The sequence below is a fragment of the Halomonas sp. BC2 genome (assembly GCF_002078115.1).
Taxonomy (GTDB): domain Bacteria; phylum Pseudomonadota; class Gammaproteobacteria; order Pseudomonadales; family Halomonadaceae; genus Vreelandella; species Vreelandella stevensii.
Genome location: NZ_LFGT01000021.1, coordinates 73,749 through 94,614, shown reverse-complemented (window position 1 = coordinate 94,614; position 20,866 = coordinate 73,749). Strand labels below are relative to the sequence as shown.

The 20,866-nt window shown below is 60.8% G+C and carries 17 protein-coding genes; 7 read left to right on the top strand and 10 right to left on the bottom strand.

Going from position 1 to position 20,866, the window contains the following annotated elements; all coding sequences use genetic code 11:
* Positions 1 to 3 precede the first annotated feature (3 nt).
* Positions 4 to 1,260 (bottom strand): ISL3 family transposase, encoded by a 1,257-nt coding sequence (locus tag B7L71_RS13115; RefSeq protein ID WP_081138507.1) that lies wholly within the window; start codon positions 1,258 to 1,260, stop codon positions 4 to 6.
* A gap of 113 nt (positions 1,261 to 1,373) precedes the next feature.
* Here B7L71_RS13115 and trmL point away from each other — a divergent pair, with 113 nt between their 5' ends.
* Both trmL and rep read left to right on the top strand, forming a co-directional pair.
* Positions 1,374 to 1,853: a tRNA (uridine(34)/cytosine(34)/5-carboxymethylaminomethyluridine(34)-2'-O)-methyltransferase TrmL gene (trmL, locus tag B7L71_RS13110; protein WP_081138505.1), complete on the top strand. Its 480-nt coding sequence runs from the start codon at positions 1,374 to 1,376 to the stop codon at positions 1,851 to 1,853.
* Positions 1,854 to 1,856: 3 nt separating this feature from the next.
* Entirely contained in the window at positions 1,857 to 3,908 is a 2,052-nt protein-coding gene (gene rep / locus B7L71_RS13105) for a DNA helicase Rep (RefSeq protein ID WP_081138503.1), read from the top strand.
* A 101-nt stretch (positions 3,909 to 4,009) separates the two neighbouring features.
* On the opposite strand, the gene B7L71_RS13100 is transcribed toward rep, so the two are convergent.
* Both B7L71_RS13100 and B7L71_RS13095 read right to left on the bottom strand, forming a co-directional pair.
* On the bottom strand, positions 4,010 to 4,822 hold the full coding sequence (locus B7L71_RS13100; protein WP_081138502.1) for a c-type cytochrome: 813 nt from the start codon (positions 4,820 to 4,822) through the stop codon (positions 4,010 to 4,012).
* Positions 4,823 to 5,032: 210 nt separating this feature from the next.
* On the bottom strand, positions 5,033 to 5,962 hold the full coding sequence (locus B7L71_RS13095; protein WP_081138500.1) for a GNAT family N-acetyltransferase: 930 nt from the start codon (positions 5,960 to 5,962) through the stop codon (positions 5,033 to 5,035).
* Positions 5,963 to 6,018: 56 nt separating this feature from the next.
* Between B7L71_RS13095 and B7L71_RS13090 the strand changes: the two genes are divergently transcribed.
* From B7L71_RS13090 to B7L71_RS13080, 3 genes are all read left to right on the top strand, one after another.
* The gene (locus B7L71_RS13090) at positions 6,019 to 6,690 is read left to right on the top strand and encodes a response regulator transcription factor (RefSeq protein WP_081138499.1); all 672 of its coding nucleotides are present in this window, start codon (positions 6,019 to 6,021) and stop codon (positions 6,688 to 6,690) included.
* Positions 6,690 to 8,093 (top strand): ATP-binding protein, encoded by a 1,404-nt coding sequence (locus tag B7L71_RS13085; RefSeq protein ID WP_081138497.1) that lies wholly within the window; start codon positions 6,690 to 6,692, stop codon positions 8,091 to 8,093. The genes B7L71_RS13090 and B7L71_RS13085 overlap by 1 nt, the downstream gene beginning before the upstream one ends.
* A gap of 117 nt (positions 8,094 to 8,210) precedes the next feature.
* On the top strand, positions 8,211 to 8,828 hold the full coding sequence (locus tag B7L71_RS13080; RefSeq protein ID WP_081138495.1) for a CBS domain-containing protein: 618 nt from the start codon (positions 8,211 to 8,213) through the stop codon (positions 8,826 to 8,828).
* A gap of 96 nt (positions 8,829 to 8,924) precedes the next feature.
* Here the strand turns inward: B7L71_RS13080 and nhaD are convergent, their stop codons facing one another.
* The 5 genes from nhaD to B7L71_RS13055 form a co-directional block, all read right to left on the bottom strand.
* Entirely contained in the window at positions 8,925 to 10,391 is a 1,467-nt protein-coding gene (gene nhaD, locus B7L71_RS13075) for a sodium:proton antiporter NhaD (protein WP_081138494.1), read from the bottom strand.
* Between the two features lie 155 nt (positions 10,392 to 10,546).
* On the bottom strand, positions 10,547 to 12,373 hold the full coding sequence (glmS, locus tag B7L71_RS13070) for a glutamine--fructose-6-phosphate transaminase (isomerizing) (protein ID WP_081138492.1): 1,827 nt from the start codon (positions 12,371 to 12,373) through the stop codon (positions 10,547 to 10,549).
* A gap of 43 nt (positions 12,374 to 12,416) precedes the next feature.
* Positions 12,417 to 13,784: a bifunctional UDP-N-acetylglucosamine diphosphorylase/glucosamine-1-phosphate N-acetyltransferase GlmU gene (gene glmU / locus B7L71_RS13065; protein WP_081138491.1), complete on the bottom strand. Its 1,368-nt coding sequence runs from the start codon at positions 13,782 to 13,784 to the stop codon at positions 12,417 to 12,419.
* 15 nt (positions 13,785 to 13,799) lie between these two features.
* Positions 13,800 to 14,897 carry an FAD:protein FMN transferase gene (locus B7L71_RS13060; protein WP_081138489.1) on the bottom strand — a complete coding sequence of 366 codons (1,098 nt, stop codon included), beginning with the start codon at positions 14,895 to 14,897 and terminating at the stop codon, positions 13,800 to 13,802.
* A 27-nt stretch (positions 14,898 to 14,924) separates the two neighbouring features.
* Complete coding sequence (locus B7L71_RS13055) at positions 14,925 to 15,725, bottom strand: undecaprenyl-diphosphate phosphatase (protein WP_081138487.1); 801 nt, start codon at positions 15,723 to 15,725, stop codon at positions 14,925 to 14,927.
* A 567-nt stretch (positions 15,726 to 16,292) separates the two neighbouring features.
* On the opposite strand from B7L71_RS13055, the gene mgtE (B7L71_RS13050) reads away from it, so the two are divergent.
* Positions 16,293 to 17,642: a magnesium transporter gene (gene mgtE / locus B7L71_RS13050; protein ID WP_081138486.1), complete on the top strand. Its 1,350-nt coding sequence runs from the start codon at positions 16,293 to 16,295 to the stop codon at positions 17,640 to 17,642.
* Between the two features lie 88 nt (positions 17,643 to 17,730).
* On the top strand, positions 17,731 to 18,930 hold the full coding sequence (locus tag B7L71_RS13045; protein ID WP_016915574.1) for a cation diffusion facilitator family transporter: 1,200 nt from the start codon (positions 17,731 to 17,733) through the stop codon (positions 18,928 to 18,930).
* Here B7L71_RS13045 and mgtE (B7L71_RS13040) read toward each other — a convergent pair.
* Both mgtE (B7L71_RS13040) and B7L71_RS13035 read right to left on the bottom strand, forming a co-directional pair.
* Positions 18,927 to 20,309: a magnesium transporter gene (gene mgtE, locus B7L71_RS13040; protein ID WP_016915575.1), complete on the bottom strand. Its 1,383-nt coding sequence runs from the start codon at positions 20,307 to 20,309 to the stop codon at positions 18,927 to 18,929. The two genes, B7L71_RS13045 and mgtE (B7L71_RS13040), sit on opposite strands and share 4 nt — an antisense overlap.
* A 118-nt stretch (positions 20,310 to 20,427) precedes the next feature.
* Positions 20,428 to 20,856 (bottom strand): F0F1 ATP synthase subunit epsilon, encoded by a 429-nt coding sequence (locus tag B7L71_RS13035; RefSeq protein WP_016915576.1) that lies wholly within the window; start codon positions 20,854 to 20,856, stop codon positions 20,428 to 20,430.
* Positions 20,857 to 20,866 lie beyond the last annotated feature (10 nt).

Here is a 20,866-nt window from a genome sequence, read left to right as displayed (position 1 = left end):
ACTTCACGTGGATTTGGCCTGATCGAACAGGCGGCCCACCGGGCTGCCAATCAGGTAGATCATGGCAATGAAGTTGGCTTCGTTCCGGTAGCCGCGTGCGCGTGACCGAGCCGCCTGGAACAGGCCGTTCATGCCTTCCAGTCGTGCGTTCGTCAGCCCCGAGATCCAACGCCTGACCACTGCCTCTGCATGTCGCTCCAGCGTCGCCAGGGCCTTGCCCATTGGCTTCAGAAGTGGCTTCTCCGAGACCGCCGCTTTCATGACCTTGAGGTAGTTCGTGATGCGCCACCGAGCCGATCGCGGCGTCGGAGCCTTCTGGATCCAGCGCAGCTTCTCCTTGATCACCCAGGCATCAGACGTCGCGCTCTGATCGGCCACCAGTTCCTGGAGTGCCGCCAGCTGCTTGGGCGTCAGGTTCTCGTTGTCCAGGCTCTTCAGCAGGGCCCAGCGCAGCGACTTGGGGTGGCCCTGCTCGCGGCGCTCTTTTTTGCGCACTTCGTCCAGTCGCTTGGTGAAGGTCTGCACGATATGGAACCAGTCGACCGTGACCTCGGCCTTGGGGAGGTTCTCGGCCACGCCGCTGAGGAAGGCTGGTGACATGTCGCAGACCACCTCGACCACGTTGTTGGGGTCGCCGCCATGAGCCGCCAGGAAGGCGCTGAATGCCTCGATGGCCCCCTTGCCATGGCCTGGGACGGCGAAGATCACGGGCTCCTGCTTGCGCTGCATATCAAGGAACACCGTCACGTACCGCTGGCCACGCCGGGAGGCGGTTTCATCAACGCCGACAGTGGCCACACTGGACAGGTCCAGCTCCCCCAGCATGCGGCCTACGTAGTGGTGCACGATGCGCCACAGTCGCTTGTCGGTGATCTCCAACTGCCGAGAGACCGCCAGCACGGGCATCTCTTTGGCCAGCGACATGGCCGCTTGCTCGAACAGCAGGGTGAAGTCGCTGCCCGGGCGCGCCCAAGGCACTTCGATGCGCTTGACGCCATGCTCGGGGCACTTGGTGCGGGGCACTCGGGCGTGCAGGTAGCAGTGATGCTGGAAGAAGTTCAGGTGCCGCCAGGTCTTGTCGGCGAAGTCGTGAGCCGGACAGGCCTCGCTGCATTCAGGGCAGGGGTAGAGGCTGCCACGCTCGGCCTCGACGTAGAGGTCCAACCGGTGGGGCGATACGGAGGTATCCAGGTGCTGGTCCTTGAGAATCCAGGGCGCTTGCAGGCCCAGGCCGAGGGCCAGAATCTGGGTGCCATCCATGCCATACCTCCTATCGTCGTAGAGGTCATATCCTGGCCCAGCTCAGGGGGCGAATTCCACACCCAACGACGAAGAGCCCTTTTAAACTAGTCGCCAACTGCCGGGAAGCACCCATGCTTGATGTCGTACTGTTCGAACCCGAGATCCCGCCCAATACTGGCAACCTGATCCGGCTATGTGCCAATACCGGCTTTCGCCTGCATCTGATCGAACCGCTGGGCTTCGTGCTTGATGACAAGCGCCTGCGCCGCGCCGGACTCGACTACCACGAGTGGGCGGCACTGCGCGTTCATCGAGACTGGCCAAGCTTTGTCGAAGCCGTGGCACCAGTGCGGATCTTCGCCGTATCAACCCGCGGGCGTATCGGCTACCACCAGCCGGCCTATGCGCCGGGCGATGCATTGGTGTTCGGCCCTGAGACCCGTGGCTTGCCTCAGGCGCTGCTTGATGACCTGCCCGAGACATGGCGGTTGCGTATCCCCATGCTTCCCGGAAGCCGCAGTCTCAACTTGTCCAATGCCTGTGCGGTGGTCGTCTTCGAAGCCTGGCGCCAGCTCGACTTTGCCGGTGCTAGCGAACTCGCCAAGGAGTAAGCGATGTCGATTCAGCAGCGCTTGGCCAAGCTGAACCCACGCCAGCAGGAAGCAGTACGCTATATTGATGGCCCCTGCCTGGTGCTGGCCGGGGCTGGCTCCGGCAAGACCAGTGTCATTACCACCAAGATTGCCTACCTGGTGCAAGAGTGCGGCATGAGCGCCCGCCGGATCGCCGCGGTGACCTTTACCAACAAGGCCGCCCGAGAGATGAAAGAGCGGGTGGGCCAGATGCTGAAGGGCAAGGAGGGCCACGGGCTGACGGTCTCGACCTTCCACAACCTGGGGCTCAACATCATTCGCGGCGAGCTGAAGACCTTGGGCTACAAGCCGGGGTTTTCGCTGTTCGACCCGGAAGACGCCAAGGCGCTGCTGCGGGACTTGATGAACAAGGACGCTCAGGTGGACGCCGAGCAGATCAACGCCGTTCAGGCCAAGATTTCCCAGTGGAAGAACGACCTGGTGCTGCCCGGGGATGCGCTTTCGTTCGCTGCCGATGACGACGAGCATTTCGCGGCACGGGTGTACGAAGCCTACGTTCGCCACCTGAAAGCCTACAACGCGGTGGATTTCGACGACCTGATTCTGCTGCCCGTAGTGCTCTTGCAGCGTGACCCGGAAGCGCTGGCCCGCTGGCGGCGCAAAATCCACTACATGCTGGTGGATGAGTACCAGGACACCAACGTTTCCCAGTACCTGCTGGTGAAGCTGCTGATGGCCGAACGCGCCACCTTTACCGTGGTCGGCGACGACGACCAGTCGATTTACGCCTGGCGGGGCGCTCGGCCGGAAAACCTGGTCACCCTGGGGGAGGATTTCCCGCGCTTGAAGGTCATCAAGCTGGAGCAGAACTACCGCTCTACCGGCACGATACTGCGCGCCGCCAACACGCTGATTGCCAATAACCCCCACGTCTACGACAAAACCCTGTGGTCGGAGATGGGCGACGGCGCGCCGATTCGCGTGGTGGTGAACCGCCATGAGGAGGCGGAAGCCGAGCGAGTGGCCAGCGAGATGCTCACTCGGCGCATCAAGGAAAAAGCCGAGTGGCGCGATTTTGCGGTGCTTTACCGAGGCAACTTTCAGGCGCGGCTGCTGGAGCTGAAGCTGCAGCACTACCAGATTCCGTACAAGCTCTCCGGCGGCACGTCGTTTTTCTCGCGTAACGAGATCAAGGACGCCATGGCGTACCTGCGGCTTTTGATCAACCCCGCCGATGACAACGCCTTTTTGCGCATCGTCAACGTGCCCCGGCGTGAAATTGGCCCCGGTACGCTGGAAAAGCTCGCCAACTACGCCACCGAGCGCTCCATTTCGCTGTTTTCCGCCTGCCACGAGCTGGGCCTGGAGCAAATGCTACCCACCCGCGCCGTGGAGCGGCTGTCGCGCTTTACGCACTTCATCGATGGCGTGCGCAAACGGATGGACCAGGGCGATGCCATTGCCGCGATACGCGACATGCTGCGGGATATGGATTACGAGGCGTGGCTGTACCAGAACGCCAGCGCCCCGACCATTGCCGAGCGCCGCATGGCCAACGTATGGATCCTGATCGACCAGCTGGAAAAGTCGCTGAACCGCGACCCGGAAGAGAGTACCGCCAGCACCGAGACGGAAACCGACAGCGTCGAGGCCGCTATCTCGCGGCTGGTGTTGCGCGACATCCTGGAGCAGCAGGCCGAAGAGGATGATTCGGATCGCGTGCAGCTTCTCACCATGCACGCCTCCAAGGGGCTGGAGTTTCCCCACGTTTACCTGATGGGCTGGGAAGAGGATCTGCTGCCCCACCGTAACGCCATCGAGATGGGCACCGTGGAGGAGGAGCGCCGCCTGGCCTACGTGGGCATTACCCGCGCCCGGCGGACGCTGACGCTGACCCTGGCGCGCCAGCGCAAGGCGTATGGCGAACTGATGGACTGCCAGCCTAGCCGCTTTCTGGATGAGCTGCCCGCCGACGACCTGGAGTGGGAAGGCCGCGCCGACAAGGAAGACCCGGACAAGAAGCAGGCTCGGGGCAAGGATGCCATTGCGGGGCTGCGTTCCTTGCTGGGCTGAGGACGTTTGACAGGAAGGCGGTTTTTCAAGGCAAAAAAATATCCACAGGGGGGTAGGCAGAACCCGCCTGTGGATAGTTTGGATCATCCGCTAACGAAGGATTACTCGGCTTCGGCGACCATGTAGTCGACGATGGCCATGATCTCTTCATCGGAAGCGCTGCTGCCACCGCGCGGCGGCATCACGCCCAGGCCGTTGAACACGCTGGCGTAGAGCTCATCCATTCCTTTGTCGATGCGCGCTGCCCAGGCATCCGCATCGCCCAGCACCGGTGCACCGGCCACACCAGCGGCGTGACAAGCGACACAGCCTGCGCTGGAGTAAAGCGCGGCGCCATCCAGATCGCTACCGCCATTGGCGGCTTCTTCTGTGCTGGCCACGGCTTCGTCTTCGCTGGTGGCTTCTTCAGCCGCGGCGACGTCCTCGCTGGCACCTTCGTCTTCGGCAGCCGCTTCTTCACCGCCGCCCAGCTCAGGCACGTCCATCACCGGCTCCAGCAGGTAGGCCGTGGCGGCTTCCATTTCGGCATCCGACAGGTTGGGGTTGCCGCCGCGGGCAGGCATCGCGCCAATGCCGTTGATCGAGTGCTCGAGCAGCGTGGCAAAGCCCTGCTCGGTACGCTCGGCCCAGGCGCTTTCATCACCACGTACCGGTGCACCGGCAGCGCCCGTCTCGTGACACGCCATGCAGATACGGTTGTAAATGCCCGCGCCGTCGATCTCGTCGCCACCACCGCTAGCCGCCGCCGGTGCCGATGCGGTACCACAGTCCTGGCCTTGGAGGCAGAGCTGGCCTACTGGTGCCAGGCGCTCAGCCATTGCGTCACGTGCGGCGTCGTCCAGAGCATAAGCACCCGATGTGCCTGCCATGACGCCGAGGGCCGCCAGCCCGCTCATGATCAGCTTAGATTTCACTCTCACCACCTCTTTGAGTTTTATATAAAACGTTGTGCTTAAGAATCGTGCTTGAAGATCGAGCTCAGGAACCGTGCTCAGCAACCGGACGCTTGAAGATGTAGCACTGAACCCCTGCGCACCAGCGCCACTACGCACTCTGCCGCCGAAACGCCAAAACATGCCTCTTGGAGTTAGTATACCGAGAACACAAAGGGTAGGAAAATGCTACTAAGCGCGGCAATTCAACTCGGTGGCGGGCAAGACACACCAGCCCAGCAGTTGATGCTCACCCGCAGGCAGCATCCCTGCCTGCCGATAGGCTCGCTGCGCGGGCAGGTTGTCACGGTCTACCGTCAGCGCCAGCTGGCTTGCGCCCGCCTGGGCCACCATGGCCTGCGCTTGCTGCACCAGTGCCTTGCCTTGCCCCTGGCCGCGCCAGCCAGGCACCAGCCCCATCAACTGAACGCTCCAGTGCTCGCGGCCTGGGCTGGCATCCAGCAGCAGCAGGCCCGCATGGCGGTCCTGCTCCCCCTGCAAGTAATACCAGTGTTCGGAAGCGCTCGATGCCTGGTGATAAAAGCCTTCCAGCAGAGCCTGCGCAGGCAATACATCGCGCAAGGCAGGGCAATCCAGCGAGCCCTCCCCCACCTGCTCGACCAGTGCCTGCTGCTGAGCGGACGTCAGCTCATCAAACGGCCGTAGCGGTGGCAGCCCCCGCACGTGAGAAACCGGCCGACAGTGCCAAGCCAGGTGATCGAGGGTGGCCAACCGCTGCATGCCCAGGTTCAGCAATGGTGCTTCCCAGCTCGCCATGGTCTCATCCAGGGCAACGTGACACAGCACCAGCCCTTGGGTCGCCACCCAGCGGTGCAGTTGACTTAGCAGGGGCTCGACAAATTGGTTATTCTGCTTGGGCAACCATAGCTGCGCGATGCGGTTTTCCTGGCACTCTACCCAGGCGGCAGCGCAGACTCGCCCTGCCTGGCAAGCCACCCACAGGCCCGACCAACCCTCGGGCCGTGTGCTGGCCTTGACCAGCGCCTGCTGTAGCGCAGCCTGCTGGGCAGGATGGTGGACGGCAGCCAACTGCAGCAGCGCCTCGCGCCGTTGCTGCGCCGGGCAGACCATGATCGACGTTGCCGGGTGGGTCGAGAACATGCCAGATAGCCTTGTCGCCAGCAGGCGCAACACAACAAGAGGAGTGGCCTGTCAGTATGCGAATTTTATTGGTGGAAGATGACCCTAGCCTGGCATCGGGCATTCGCATGGCGCTAAAGCCCGAGCATTACACGGTCGATCATCTGACCGATGGTGACACGGCCCTGGTCGCACTGCAAAACGAACCGTTCGATGCCGTGATTCTGGACCTGGGCCTGCCCACCATGGACGGCATCGAGCTGCTGCAAACCCTGCGCCGTCAGGGGCACCAGGTGCCCATTCTAGTGCTGACGGCCCGCGACGCCGTCGAGAGCCGCATTGCCGGGCTGGACGCGGGTGCCGACGACTATTTGACCAAGCCCTTCGAAGTGGATGAGCTGAAAGCGCGCCTGCGGGCCTTGCTACGCCGCAGCCAGGGCCAGCCCAACGGCCTGCTCTCCTGCCGGGGGATCAGCTTGAACCCTCAAACCCTCACCGTACACTACCAGCAGCAGACGATTCCCCTATCGCGTCGCGAGCTGGCGCTGCTGCAGGAGTTCATGAGCCACCCGGGGCGCGTCTTCACCCGTGATACGTTGGCCCGGCTGGTATACGGCTGGGAAGAGGACGTGGAAAGCAATGCCATCGAGGTCCATATCCATCACCTGCGGCGCAAGCTGTTTGCGGATGCCATCCGCACCGTGCGGGGCATTGGTTATGTGATGGAAAAAACGGGCAAGGAGAGCTGATGCGCTCCATTCGTCGCCGCACGCTAGGGCTCGTGCTGCTGGTATTCGGCGTGAGCATGTTCATCATCGGCTTCATCAGCTATCGCTTTGCGGCACAGGAAATCGAAGAGTTGCACGACCGCAGCCTAGCGCAAAACGCCCGTTTGCTGGAGGGCCTGCTACAAGCCCCCTTGCCCACTCAGGACCGCACGCTGCTACTGCAAAGCCTGGAGAACGCCTTACTGCAGCCCGGTGCCACAGAACCACCGGATCTGAGCGATGGCTATACCCACCAGCTAGCGTTTCAGCTGTGGGAAGGCAACCAGCTGCTGCTGCGTTCCGATAACGCCCCGACGACCCCGCTGGTAAGCCAGCCGGTCGGGTATTCGACCGCCATCCTGGGAGAGCAAACCTGGCGGGTCTACGTACTTTCGCTGGCAGATGCCAACAAACGGGTCATCGTCAGCGAACGCCAGGATGTGCGCGCGGCGCTGACCCGCGAAGTGGCGCTGCGCACGCTACTACCCGACCTGATTGGCCTGCCTCTGCTCACCCTGCTGCTGTGGTGGTCGATTGGCTGGGGGCTGGCGCCGCTGTCACGCATGGCGGAACAGATCCGCAGCCGCGATCCTAACAACCTCCAGCCGCTGTCATTGCAGCCCCTTCCTCAGGAGCTGGATACCATTGCTGGGGCACTCAACCGCTTACTGGCACGTTTACAGCAGATGCGTATTCGCGAAAAGCGCTTCATCGCCGATGCCACCCACGAGCTGCGTACGCCGCTGGCGATTCTCGACCTGCACGCTCAAAACGCGCTGGCCGCCGATAACCGCGAGGATCGTGAAGAGTCGCTGCACCATTTACGCAGCGGCGTGGCCCGTTCGACGCGGCTGGTGGCCCAACTATTGACCCTGGCAAGGCTGGACCCCGAAGAGGAGCCGCTGCCCGAGATCCGCCATGCCAACGTGCGCCAAGAGACCCAGGAGACCCTGGCGAAACTCCTGCCGCTGGCCACGGAGCGCCGCCAGCAGCTGCATATGGTGGTTGAGGAGCAGCAGAGCTGGCTCATGGAAGAGGAGCCCGGGGCCATCGAGACCCTGGTACAGAACCTGGTGGGCAACGCCCTTCAACACTCGCCACCCGGTGGGGCTGTGACAGTGCACCTGAGCGCGTCCCATCACCATATCACGCTGATGGTCGATGACCAGGGCAAGGGGATTCCGCCCAGCGAACGCAGCCGGGTCGTGGAGCGCTTTCAGCGTGCAGGGCCCGGGGCGGGCGCTGGGCTGGGCTTGTCGATCGTCGAACGCATCGTGAAACGCCATGGAGGCACCCTGTTACTGGAGGATGCACCCAGCGGAGGCCTGCGGGTACGCGCCACGTTGGCGAGAGATGCGCTGACTCAGCGCCAGGCAAAAGAATGAGAAAAAATGTAACAGTTTCTGGCTGTTAAGATTTCGATAAGAATTCCGTGCAACTGTGAAGGTACAGAGCAGGCAATCAGTCAATGATCTGCTGCCCACCCCACGGAGGTACCCCCGATGAATTCACTGCTGAAATCTCATAAAGCCCTTATCCAATTTGGCACTACCCCGCTGCTGACTACCCCGGCCGCCAAGACGTTGACGCCCGATAGCCCAGCACTGTCGGTTCTAACCGATTTCACCAAGGTGGTGCCACAGTCTGTCGCTGGCGATACGCCCATCGATGAAGCCCACCTGAAGATGCGCCATGGCGGTGTTCGCCTGCTGTTCGTGATGGACAAGCAGAATCACTGCGTCGGCGTGCTGTCGGCCAAGGAAGTGATTGGCTCACGGCGCATCAATATTGCCATGCAGCAGCGTAATCTGGAACGTTCCGAAGTGACGGCTGCCATGATCATGACGCCTTGGGAAAAACTCAGCGCCATGCCGCTGGAGCAGCTGACAGCGCTCACCATCGAGGATCTGGTGCGTTCCATGGAAACGTTCGCCGAGCAACACCTGCTGATTACCGAGCAAACGGCCAACCACGAACTCAGCGTACGGGGAATCGTGTCGGCCACGGACATTCAAGCCGTCATGGGCAAACAGGCCAAAGGGAAAGCCGATGCCACGGTAGTACCCATGGCCCGCAGCTTCGCCGACATTTGCCAAGTGGTCACCGGTCACGATTTGTAAGTTTCAACCCGCTTACTGACCAAAACGCCCCTTATCTTCGATAAGGGGCGTTTTGTTTGCCTGCCCAGCGGCCAGCGCTGGGCAAACGGTGGGTTTTCAAAACATGCTGGCGTTGATCATCAGGTGCGCCGCAATACTGGCCACATAGCCCAGCAGGATGGCAGGCACCCAGCGCAGATGAACGGCAAAGGTGTATATGCCCCGTGCCTGGCCCATCAGCGCCACCCCAGCGGCCGACCCCATGGAAAGCAGGCTACCGCCCACCCCCGCCGTCAGGGTAATCAGCAGCCAGTTGCCTTCGCTCATGTCGGGCGCCATGGAGAGCACGGCAAACATCACGGGGATGTTGTCCACCACGGCGGAAATCAGGCCCAGCACCACGTTGGCCCAGACCGGGTTCCAGCCGCCGTACAGGGTTTCAGACAGCAGGCTGAGATAGCCCATGAAGCCCAGGCCACCGACACACATGACGACCCCGTAGAAGAACAGCAGCGTGTCCCACTCGGAGCGCGCAATCCGGCTGAAGATATCGAACGGCACCACGCTGCCCAGTTGCTCCAGCTTTTGCCAATCGCCACGGCGAGAGTAGCGCTCGCGCTTGCGCTCCAGCGAGCGAGGCAGGCTGCGACGCAGGTAGTAGCCAAAGAACTGCAGCAGGCCCAGGCCAAACATCATACCCATGGCAGGGGGGAGATACAGGATCGAATGGCACAGTACCGAAATGGCCACGGTCACCAGGAACAGCAAGATGATGCGCTTCGCGCCGCGCTTCATCCAGACGTTCTCGGTCAAGGCAGCGGGCTGACGGTTGACGAGGAAGAAGTTCATGATCAACGCGGGCACCATGAAGTTGACGATGGCGGGCACCAGCAACGCAAAGAAGCCTTCGAACGGCACTTGCCCGGCTTGCCATACCATCAGCGTGGTAATGTCGCCAAACGGGCTGAAGGCGCCCCCTGCGTTGGAAGCAACCACCACGTTGACACAGCACAGGCTGATGAACTTGTTGTCTCCCTCAGCCACCTTCAAGACGACGGCACACATCAACATGGCCGTGGTCATGTTGTTGGCAATCGCGGAGATGGCAAACGCAAGACAGCCGGTAATCCAGAACAGGCTTCGGTAGCTGAACCCCTTGCGCACCAGCCAGGCGCGCAGCGAATCGAAGATACGCCGCTCTTCCATGGCGTTGATGTAGGTCATCGCCACCAGCAGGAACAGCAGCAGCTCGGTGTACTCCAGCAGCGTATCCTTGAAGGCTTCTTCCGCTTCATGAGGCATGCCGGCCTGCACGTACACCCAAGCCACCATGGCCCAGATCAATCCCGCCGCCACCAACACCGGCTTGGACTTGCGCATGTGGATAATTTCTTCGCTCATGACCAGTGCATAAGCAAGAATGAAAATGATAACGGCGGCAATACCGGCCATCGAGGTGGTCAGGTCTAGCGGGCCGGCAGCAGCAAACACAAAGGAAGGAAAGAGGGTCAAGCAGAGGGCGGTCAACAACCGAGCAGCGCGGCGGGAGGCGTGCCGTGCTACAAGGGCGTCTGGTGGTTTCATGGCAGTGTGGTCCTGGCAGGATAAGAGAGTACCGCCACGATGATAAGCACACTAACTATGTGCTGCAACGCAGCGATCGCGCATAAGATGCGGCTATTCGCCGCATCCTGTAAAGCGCTTTTATGCCGACCTTTGCAATTATTTGTGTTCCGGGTTTATTCCACCGTCACGCTTTTCGCCAGGTTACGTGGCTGGTCCACATCGGTGCCTTTCAATACGGCCACGTGGTAGCTCAGCAGCTGTAGCGGCAGGGTATATAGCAGCGGCGCCAGTGCCTCATGTACCTCCGGTAATTCCAGCACGCGGATGTCGTCCTGAGCGCTAATGCCTACCTTGCGATCAGCGAATACGAACAGCTGGCCGCCGCGAGCGCGCACTTCTTGCAGGTTGGACTTCAGCTTCTCCAGCAGGTCATCGTTCGGGGCCACCGAAATCACCGGCATTTCACTATCCACCAGCGCCAGCGGGCCGTGCTTCAGCTCGCCAGCCGGATAGGCTTCCGCGTGGATGTAGGAGATTTCCTTGAGCTTCAGGGCACCTTCCAGGGCAATCGGGTAGTGAGCACCACGCCCCAAAAACAGCGCATGGTGCTTTTCGGCAAACGCCTGGGAAAGCGCTTCGATCTGCGCATCGAGGCCCAATACCTGCTGGCAAAGCGCCGGTAGTTCCTGCAGGGCAGCCAGAATCGCTGGCTGTTCAGGCCGCCCCTTCGCTTTACTGACGGAGAGCGTCAGCAGCAGCAGTGCGATCAATTGCGTCGTAAACGCTTTGGTGGAGGCCACGCCGATTTCAGGGCCTGCACGGGTCATCAGCGACATATCCGACTCGCGCACCAGCGAACTGCCGGGCACGTTGCAGATCGCCAACGTACCGACATAGCCAAGGGTTTTGGCAAACCGCAGCGCTGCCAGCGTATCGGCGGTTTCCCCAGACTGAGAGAGGGTGACGAATAGCGTGCCTTCCGGCACCACCGGGTGGCGGTAACGATACTCGGAGGCCACTTCGACCTGCACCGGCACGCCAGCATAGCGCTCCAGCCAGTAGCGGGCCACCAGGCCCGCATGGTAGCTGGTGCCACAGGCGATGATATGCACCTGGCGGGTTTTCTGAAACAGCGCCTGGGCGTCTGGCCCGAAGCTCTCGACCAGAACGCTGCTGGCACTCATGCGCCCTTCCAGCGCTGCCTCGATGACCTTGGGCTGCTCGAAGATTTCCTTGAGCATGTAGTGGCGATACTCTCCCTTGCTGGCGGCGCCATCGCCATGCTCGAAGGTATGCACCGGGCGCTCGACAACGTTCCCCTGACGGTCGACGATGCGGATGACACCGTGTTCGCGCAGCTCGACCAGATCGCCCTCTTCCAGGTAGATGAAGCGGTCGGTGACCTGCAACAGCGCCAGCGGGTCGGAGGCCAGGAAGGCTTCATCGATCCCCACGCCCACCACCAGCGGGCTGCCCTGACGGGCGCCCACCACCACGTTAGGCTCGTGCGTACTCATCACGCCCAGCGCGTAAGCTCCCCCCAGCCCGCTGACGATCTCCTGGGTCGCTTCGAACAGTGTCTTGCCAGTAGTGAGTTTGTCGGCCAGTAAGTGGGCGATCACTTCGGTATCGGTGTCGGAAGTGAAGGTGTAGCCGCTGCCCTGCAGCGTCTCCTTGATCTGCTCGTAATTCTCGATGATGCCGTTATGTACTACAGCGACACTGTCGCGGCTGTGGTGGGGGTGAGCGTTGGCCTCGGAGGGCTTGCCGTGGGTGGCCCAGCGGGTATGGGCGATACCGCAATGCCCCGGCAGTGCCTCGTTGGCCAGGCGCTCTTCCAGGGCCGCTACCTTCCCCAGTGCCCGGTGGCGGGTCAGCGCTCCGCTGCTGAGTACCGTCATGCCTGCCGAATCATAACCGCGATACTCCAGGCGCTTGAGTCCTTCCAGCAATATCCCCTGCACATTGCGCTGTGCCACGGCTGCGACGATACCGCACATACTCCACTCTCCTGAAGGCGCCAAGCGCCTGTATCACCGGTGTTTAGTTTGCTTTTTTGGTGGGGCGCGGCCAGTCGGCCTTTTCCAACTGGCGGCTGCGGGTCACTGCCAGGGCGTGCTCCGCCACGTCCTTGGCGATGGTGGAGCCCGCCCCCACGGTGGCCCCCTGACCAATCGAAACAGGGGCAACCAGCGCGCTGTTGGAGCCAATGAAGGCGTGGTCGCCAATCTGCGTGCGATGCTTGTTGACGCCATCGTAGTTGCAGGTAATGGTGCCTGCCCCAACGTTCACCTCGCGCCCCAGGGTGGCATCGCCCACATAGCTCAGGTGGTTGATCTTGCTGCCTTCGCCGACCTCGGCGTTCTTGGTCTCCACGAAGTTGCCCACTTTCGCCTTGACCGCCAGACGCGTGCCGGGGCGAAGACGAGCGTAGGGCCCAATCTGATTATGGCCAGCGGCCACCGTGGAGTCGATGACGCTGTGGCTATCGATGACGCTTTCAGCACCGAGGGTGCTGTTCTTGATCACGCAATAAGGGCCAACGCGCACGCCTTCGCCCAGCTCCACGTTCCCTTCGAAGACGCAGCCCACGTCGATGAACACATCGTGGCCACAGGTTAGCGTGCCGCGTACATCGATTCTCGCCGGGTCTGCCAGGGCAACGCCCTGAGCCATCAACGCTTCCGCCGTCTGCTGCTGGTAAGCACGCTCCAGACGGGCCATCTGCGCACGGTTGTTGACCCCTTCCACCTCGGTAGCATCGTGGGGCTGCGCCGTGGCCACCTTGATACCTTCGCTGGCAGCCATGGCGATGACGTCGGTCAGATAGTACTCACCCTGGGCATTCTCTGCCGAGAGCTGGGGCAACCAGCGCTTCAGTTGAGCGCTGGTCATGGCCATGATGCCGGTATTGCACTCGGTGATGCTCAGTTGCTCGTCGTTGGCATCTTTTTGCTCGACAATCGCCACGGCCTGCCCGTCACTATCGCGCACGATGCGCCCGTAACCGCCAGGGTCGTCCAGCGTGACCGTCAACAGGCCCATATGCTGCTCATCCACCTGAGTCAGCAGGTTGGCCAACGTGTCACGGCGAATCAGCGGCACATCGCCGTAAAGCACCAGCACGATGCCGTTGCCCAGACGAGCCTGGGCCTGGGCCACGGCATGGCCCGTCCCCTTTTGCTCTTCCTGCAGCGCAAACAGAACGTCATGCTCTGCCAGCGCGTCACGCAGTTGGTCAGCGCCGTGACCGATCACCACGTGGGTCCGTGCCGGATTCAGCGCCTGAGCGGTCTCCAGCACGTGCTGCACCATGGGTTTGCCTGCCAGGGTATGCAGCACTTTCGGCAAGGGAGAGCGCATCCGCGTACCTTTACCGGCCGCCAGAATGACGATGTCGAGATCATGCATGTTCAGTACCTACCGTTATTGGGCCGCTGCCGGTGTCCAGGCATCGATGCCCAGCTCTTCCAGCAGCGTATCACCAAAATAGTCCTTGAATGCTGGGCTGGCGATGCTGCGCCAGCGGTCGCCGTCGCGCACCAGCAGCAGTACGTTCAAGTCGTGTTCCAGGGCCAGCGCCATGCCCTCTTCCGTACCAACCACCAGCAGTGCCGTGGCCCAGGCATCCGCCCATGCATTGGAAGGGTGGAAGACCGACACCGATACCAGGTCATGGGTAATCGGTTTGCCGTCACGAGGATTGATGGTATGCGAGTAGCGCTGCCCGTCGACTTCGAAGTAATTGCGGTAGTCGCCTGAGGTCGCCACCGACAAGTTGCTGAGCGGCACGATATGCTGAGCCCTTTGCTCACCGTCTTCCGGCACTTCGATACCTACACGCCAAGCCAGTTCATCGTCGGGCTCCCGGTAACCACGGGCGATCATGTCTCCCCCCAGGTTCACCAGATAGTGCTCGATCCCCTGCTGGTCCAGATATGCACCCACTCGATCGACGGCATGACCTTTCGCCACGCCAGAAAGATCGACAAAGATATCCCGCGTGCGTCGCGCCTGCATCTGCTGGGTATCCACTTCCAGGGCGTCATACCCGACGGTCGAAAGGCGTTCGGCAAGGGCTTCATCGCTGGGCACTTCTTCTGGCCTCGCCTCTGGCCCGAAACTCCACAGATTCACCAGGCCGCCCACCGTCACGTCGAAGGCACCATCGCTATCTGTCGCAATGGCTTGGCTGACGGCCAATACCTCGATCAGCTCATTGGACAGCGGCTGCCACTCATTCAGCGGCGCATGATTGAAGGTCACCAACTCGGCATCATCTCGGTAGGTCGACATGGAGCGGTCCACGCTTTCGAGTTCGGCCAAAAAACCCTCTTCCAGCGCCTGTGCTTGCCCTTGGGTCAGCGGGTCCATCACCGTTACCTGATAGAAAGAGCCAAACACCCCGCCTTCAAACCGGGTGGGGGGTTCCAGAGGGCGATCACTCTCCGAACAGCCTGCCATCAGGGGCAGCAGGGTGAGTAAACCAAGGCCAGCTAAAAAGGGACGATAGCCGATGTTCATCGCATTTTCCTTGAAGTTTGCACGAGATTAGAAGTGGAAGAACCACAGCAGCCAGAGACCGAATACCACGCGGTAAATCACGAATGGCTGCATGCCCAACTTCTTGATGACGACCAGAAAATAGTGAATACAGAGATAGGCACTAATACCAGAGAGAAGCGTACCCACGATCATGGCGGGCCAGTCGATGGCTTGGGGATCACTGAGCAAGCCAACGGCCTCCAGACCTCCGGCCAGCACAATCACGGGGATCGACAGTAGAAACGAGAAGCGCGCAGCGCCCTCCCGGCTCATGCCTACCAGCAGGGCTGCCGTGATGGTGATACCGGAACGGGATGTACCCGGAATTAGCGCCAGTGCCTGCGCAAAACCAATGATCAGCACATCCTTTAGATTCATGCTGTACTCGCTGCGGGTGCCGCGCTTTTTCCAGTCGGCATAGCCCAGCAGTAAACCAAAAGCGACCAGGCTCAGCCCGATGATCAGGGTCGAGCGCATGTGATCGGCAATCAGATCACGACCCAAAAAGCCGATAATACACACCGGCAAAGTGGCCAATGCGACCCAGAACCCTAGCCTGGCATCCTCATCGACGCCTTTGCCCCGTAGCGCGGCCACGCTGCTGACGACCATGCGTATGATTTCATGACGAAAGTAGAGGATGACGGCACTCAAGCTACCCAGATGGAGTGCCACATCGAATGCCAACCCCTGATCTTCCCAGGGCGTAAATACGGGCACGAGAATAAGATGTGCGGAACTGGAAATCGGCAGGAACTCGGTTATTCCCTGAACCACTGCCAAAATCACGACCTGTAGCCAATCCATAGATTCATCCTAGCGTCAGTTGAGAGGCGTTCTGAAAAGCCACAAGGATACACGTGCGATTCCATGATGTCCGCCTGCAAATATTCTGTGATTGACAATCATGAAAACGCCTCCTAGGATGGCGCCGTGTTCAAGCGCCCTACCTGTGGTCCATGAATGCGATACAACTCCTTATCTTTCCCTTAAAAGAGGTTCCGAGAGCAGCCCATGGAAGATCCCAGTAGTCGATTATGTATGCGTGAAGCAGCCATGAAGTTTGGCTCGCTAGTGCACACGACCCGCCGGTAAGCTTTCTGCTCTCCAAGCCGTTGTGGCCTGGCCCTCTATACCCCCGCCTCTCTTCATAGCTCTTTCGCGCCATGCGCGAGTCGTTGTCGTCAACTCGCCACATTAGTCGTTCACTATGCACACAAGTACTTTGTCGACCGTGTGTCCCTGACTCATGTCAGGCCACTTTGGCCAGAAAACCTTGTGTGCGTGGATTATATGCGTGTTGGTGCGTCGTTATGAACGCTGCCTTCACATCGGGTTGTCTCGCCTTGATTCCGCCATTGCCGGAGGCGAACAATGAGCTATGCCGTACTAGCCGCTTCACTAAGAAGCGCCATGCAGCGCAACGATCACACCGCGATTTCTCATATCGTCGCGGAAATGCAGCCTGCCGATATTGCCGATTTTGCCCGTTACGAGCCCGCCTATACGGTGTTGGCGTTGCTCATGCAGCTTCCCGAAGCGCAGCGTGGCCCTACGTTCGGCTACCTGGAAACGGAGCAACAGCGGGACATCGGTGAAAAAATGACCGATGAAGAACTCGCAAAACTGGCTGCCACGATGGATGCAGACGAGCGCGCTGACCTGTTCCACCTGGTGGCGCCAGGCAGGCAGCCTGCCATCCTGCGCCAACTATCGCAAAAAGAGCGCGATGACTTAACCAAGCTGGCCAGCTATGCCGAAGGCACGGCAGGGGCCGTCATGACCTCCGAGTATGTTTCCGTGCCGGTCACCATCGACGTGGCGGAAGCCTTGAGCCTGCTACGCGCCAGCGCGCCTGACGCCGAAACCATCTACCAGGTGTATTGCGTCGATAAAGAAGGCCGTTTGCAGGGCACCGTATCGCTACGCCAGCTGATTCTTGCGGCCCCCCACCAACGCGTGGAAGAACTAATGGTCTCGGAAGTGGTGTTTGCCTCCGTGGAAACGCCGCAGGAAGAAGTCAGTCGGCTGATTGCCCATTACGACTTGCTGGCACTTCCCGTGATCAATGGTGGTGACCGCCTGGTGGGCATCGTGACCTACGACGACGCCATGGACGTGGCCGCAGAAGAAGCCACCGAAGACATGCACAAGGGGGTGTCGGTGGGCAAGCTGGAGGGCAGCCTGCGTTCGGTCAGCCTGTTCGAGCTCTACCGCAAGCGTGTGGTGTGGCTGGTATTGCTGGTATTCGCCAATATCTTCTCGGGTGCCGGTATCGCCTATTTCGAAGAAACCATCGAAGCCTACATTGCGCTGGTGTTCTTCCTGCCCCTGCTGGTGGATAGCGGTGGCAACGCAGGCTCTCAGGCGGCCACCCTGATGGTACGCGGCATGGCCACCGGCGATGTACGTACCCGCGATTGGGCCAAGCTGCTGGGTCGTGAAGTCGGCGTCGCCTTGGCGCTGGGGCTGACCATGGCACTGGCGGTGTCCGTGGTGGGTATTTTCCGCGCGGGCAGCGAAATAGCACTGGTCGTCGCGCTATCAATGGTGCTGATCGTCACGGTAGGTAGTCTAATCGGGATGATTCTGCCGTTCATTCTGCAGCGCTTCAAGCTAGATCCGGCGACCGCCTCGGCACCGCTGGTGACCTCGATTGCCGATGCGTCAGGCGTACTGATCTACTTTGCACTGGCAACGGCTATTTTGGGGCTTCCTGTATAGACAATGCAGTCAATCAGGTGAGCCTCTCACCTCAGTACGCTACAATGAGGCCTTTATATAGCGTGTACGCCATCGGGTAACGCAAGCCATGAAGATAGAGCAACTGACGGCCACTCCAGACGATTCATCACACATCCATCATAGCCAGGAAGCCAAGCGCGTCACGTACATTGGTGCCTGGCTGGATGGGCTGCTGAGTGTCGTCAAGGTGGTGGTGGGGTTTCTGGTTGGCTCGGCAGCCTTGATTGCCGATGGCATTCACTCCCTGTCTGACCTTGTCACCGATGGCTTTGTTCTGGCCGCCATTCATTATGGCCGTCAGGAACCGGATAACGACCACCATTATGGCCATGGCCGTATCGAGACGCTGACCACGCTACTGCTGGGCAGTGTGCTGATCTTTGTGGCCGGCGGTATCGCCTGGTCGAGCATCGACCGTCTGTTGAGCGGTACCGAAGTAGGCGCGCCCGGCGCTTTTGCCATCGCGGTGACGGTGCTGGCCCTGATCAGCAAGGAGTGGATATTCCGCTACACCATGCGGGTCGCCAAACGGGTCAAGTCCAAGCTGCTGGAAGCCAATGCCTGGCACTCCCGCAGCGATGCCCTCTCAACGGCCGTGGTGCTGGTAGCGCTGGTGGGTGCCCAGTATGGGATGGGGTGGCTGGACGCCGTGGCCGCAATCATCGTGGGGCTGCTGGTAGGTAAGGTCGGCATCGACCTGCTGTGGGAGTCCGCCAGAGAACTGGTGGATACCGCCTTGCCCGAAGACGTGCAGCAGCAGATGCATGATGTGGCCTGCAGCGTGCCCGGCGTGGATAGCGTGCATGACCTGCGTACGCGCCAATCGGCAGGCTGGGTGATGGTGGACCTGCACGTGGTGGTGGGTCCGCGTATCACCGTTTCCGAAGCTCATGAAATCGGCAATGAGGTGAGTCGCCGCCTGCGCCACGAGTTTCCGCTACTGACCGACGTCATCTTCCACGTGGACCCGGAAGACGATGCCGGTGAGGGCGACCCGAGCCGCCTGCCCGGCCTGCCCTTGCGCCCAGAAGTGGAAGCCGCTCTCGATGAGCGCTGGTACATGCACCCGGTATGGCGCACGTTGAACGATCTACAGCTTCACTACCTGGACGACAAGGTATCGGTCACGCTGATCATCGGTGACGCGGTCCACCAGCCGCCCCAGTGCCTGGCCAGCCAGCTCAAGGCGCTGGCCAGCGACATCGAGTGGCTGGGCCACGTGGAAGTGATGTTCATCACCCGCGCGGCCAGCAGCGCCATGCGCTAGACGTTGGTCAGAATGGCGGTGGCGATGGTGAAGTAGATCAATACCCCCGAGGCATCGATCAAGGTCGTCACCAGCGGTGCCGAGGCCGTGGCCGGGTCGACCTTGAAGCGTTCCAGCACGAACGGCAGACACATGCCCATCATGCTACCGAACAGCACGATGGTGACCATGCTCAACGCGACCACCATGGCGACTTCCTCACCGCCACGCATGACCCCGATGGGCGCGACGGCCAACGCCATGGTCAGCCCCAGCGCACCGGCCACCAGCAGCTCCCTACCCAGCATCTTGCTCCAGTCCTTGACCCCTACGTCCCCGGTGGCCATACCCCGCACCATCAGCGTGGCCGCCTGGGCGCCCGCATTACCACCACTGCCAATCAACAGCGGCAGGAAGAATACCAGAGCGACCTGAGCGGCAATGGTATCTTCGAAGTACGCAATACCAGCCCCCGAAAACAGGTTGGCAAACACCAGCAGTACCAGCCAGGTCACCCGCTTGCGGTAAAGACTGGCCAAGGGCACCCGACTGACACCGTCTTCCAGTTGGCCAATCGACATCCCCTTGTGGATATCTTCGGTGGCCTCGGATTCGGCCACGTCCATGGCATCATCGTGGGTCACGATCCCCACCATGCGTCCATCCTGATCGAGCACCGGCAGCGCCAGCAGGTCATAACGCGCCACGATACGCGCCACTTCTTCCTGCTCTTCGTCTACGTGGGTGCTGATGACATCCTTGATCATGATGTCATCGACCACGGCTCCTGGACGGGCGACCATCAGCTGCCGTAGAGACATGGTTCCGACCAACTCACCTTCCTTGTCGAGGATGTAGAGCTGGTAGACCGTTTCCGCATCCGGCGCTGTCTGTCGCACCCGCATCATCGCCTGTGACACCGTCATGCCACTGGCTATCGCCACATAGTCAGAGGTCATGATGGCGCCGGCCGTGCCTTCTTCGTAGCTTGCCAGACGCTTGAGATCTTCCCGCTCCTGGTGCGCCATGCGACGCAGCAACGCTTCGCGGCGGTCTTCATCGAGCAGGTTGAACAGATCCACTCGCTCGTCCGACCCCATCTCCTCAAGCAGCTTGAGCACTTGGGTGTCGCTCAGCTCACCGACGACTTCGAGCTGACTCTCGCCTGGCAGATAGCCCAGCACGTTGGCGGCTCGCTCGGTGGAGAGTATGTCCAGCACCGTCAGGGCCGCACGTAGCTCTTCATCCTCTTCGATCAGCTCTTCCAGCACTTCGCCAATATCGGCCGAGCGAATTTCAGCGAGGCGTTCTGCCAATTGCGCCTTGCTGGGCTCTTCCTTGACCAGCTCATCGAGCAGTTCGGTTTTCAATTCCTGTAAGGCTTCTTCGTTCAGCGCCATCGCTCTCTCCTGATGCCATTCAAATCCGGGACGACTGACCACCATACTAACAGACAAAAAAAACGCCCCTTAAACCCTGGTCGGGTTTAAGGGGCGTTTGGGTACACAGTGCGTGTAACTAGCCTTTTCCCGCCTTCTTGCGCAGCTGCTGGATCGTTCGCAACTGAGCAACGGCTTCGGCAAGTTCAGCAGCAGCACGGGTATAATCCAGCTCTGCTGACTTGTCGTTAAAGGCTTTCAGCGCCTGCTGACGCGCTTCCTCGGCGGCGGCCTCGTCGAGGTCACCGGCACGAGCAGCAGCATCTGCCAGGATCGTCACGACATCTGGCTGGACTTCCATGAAGCCGCCAGAGACAAAGAAGTTTTCTTCCTTGCCGCCATCGTGGATCACGCGGATCGGGCCCGGCTGAAGCTCGGTCAGCAGCGGGGCGTGCCCCGGCAAGATGCCGAGGTCACCCATGATCCCGGAAGCCACCACCTGCTCGACCTTGCCTGAGAAGATGGATGCTTCTGCGCTGACGATATTGCAAGTGAAGCTATTCGCCATAGCGAATCCC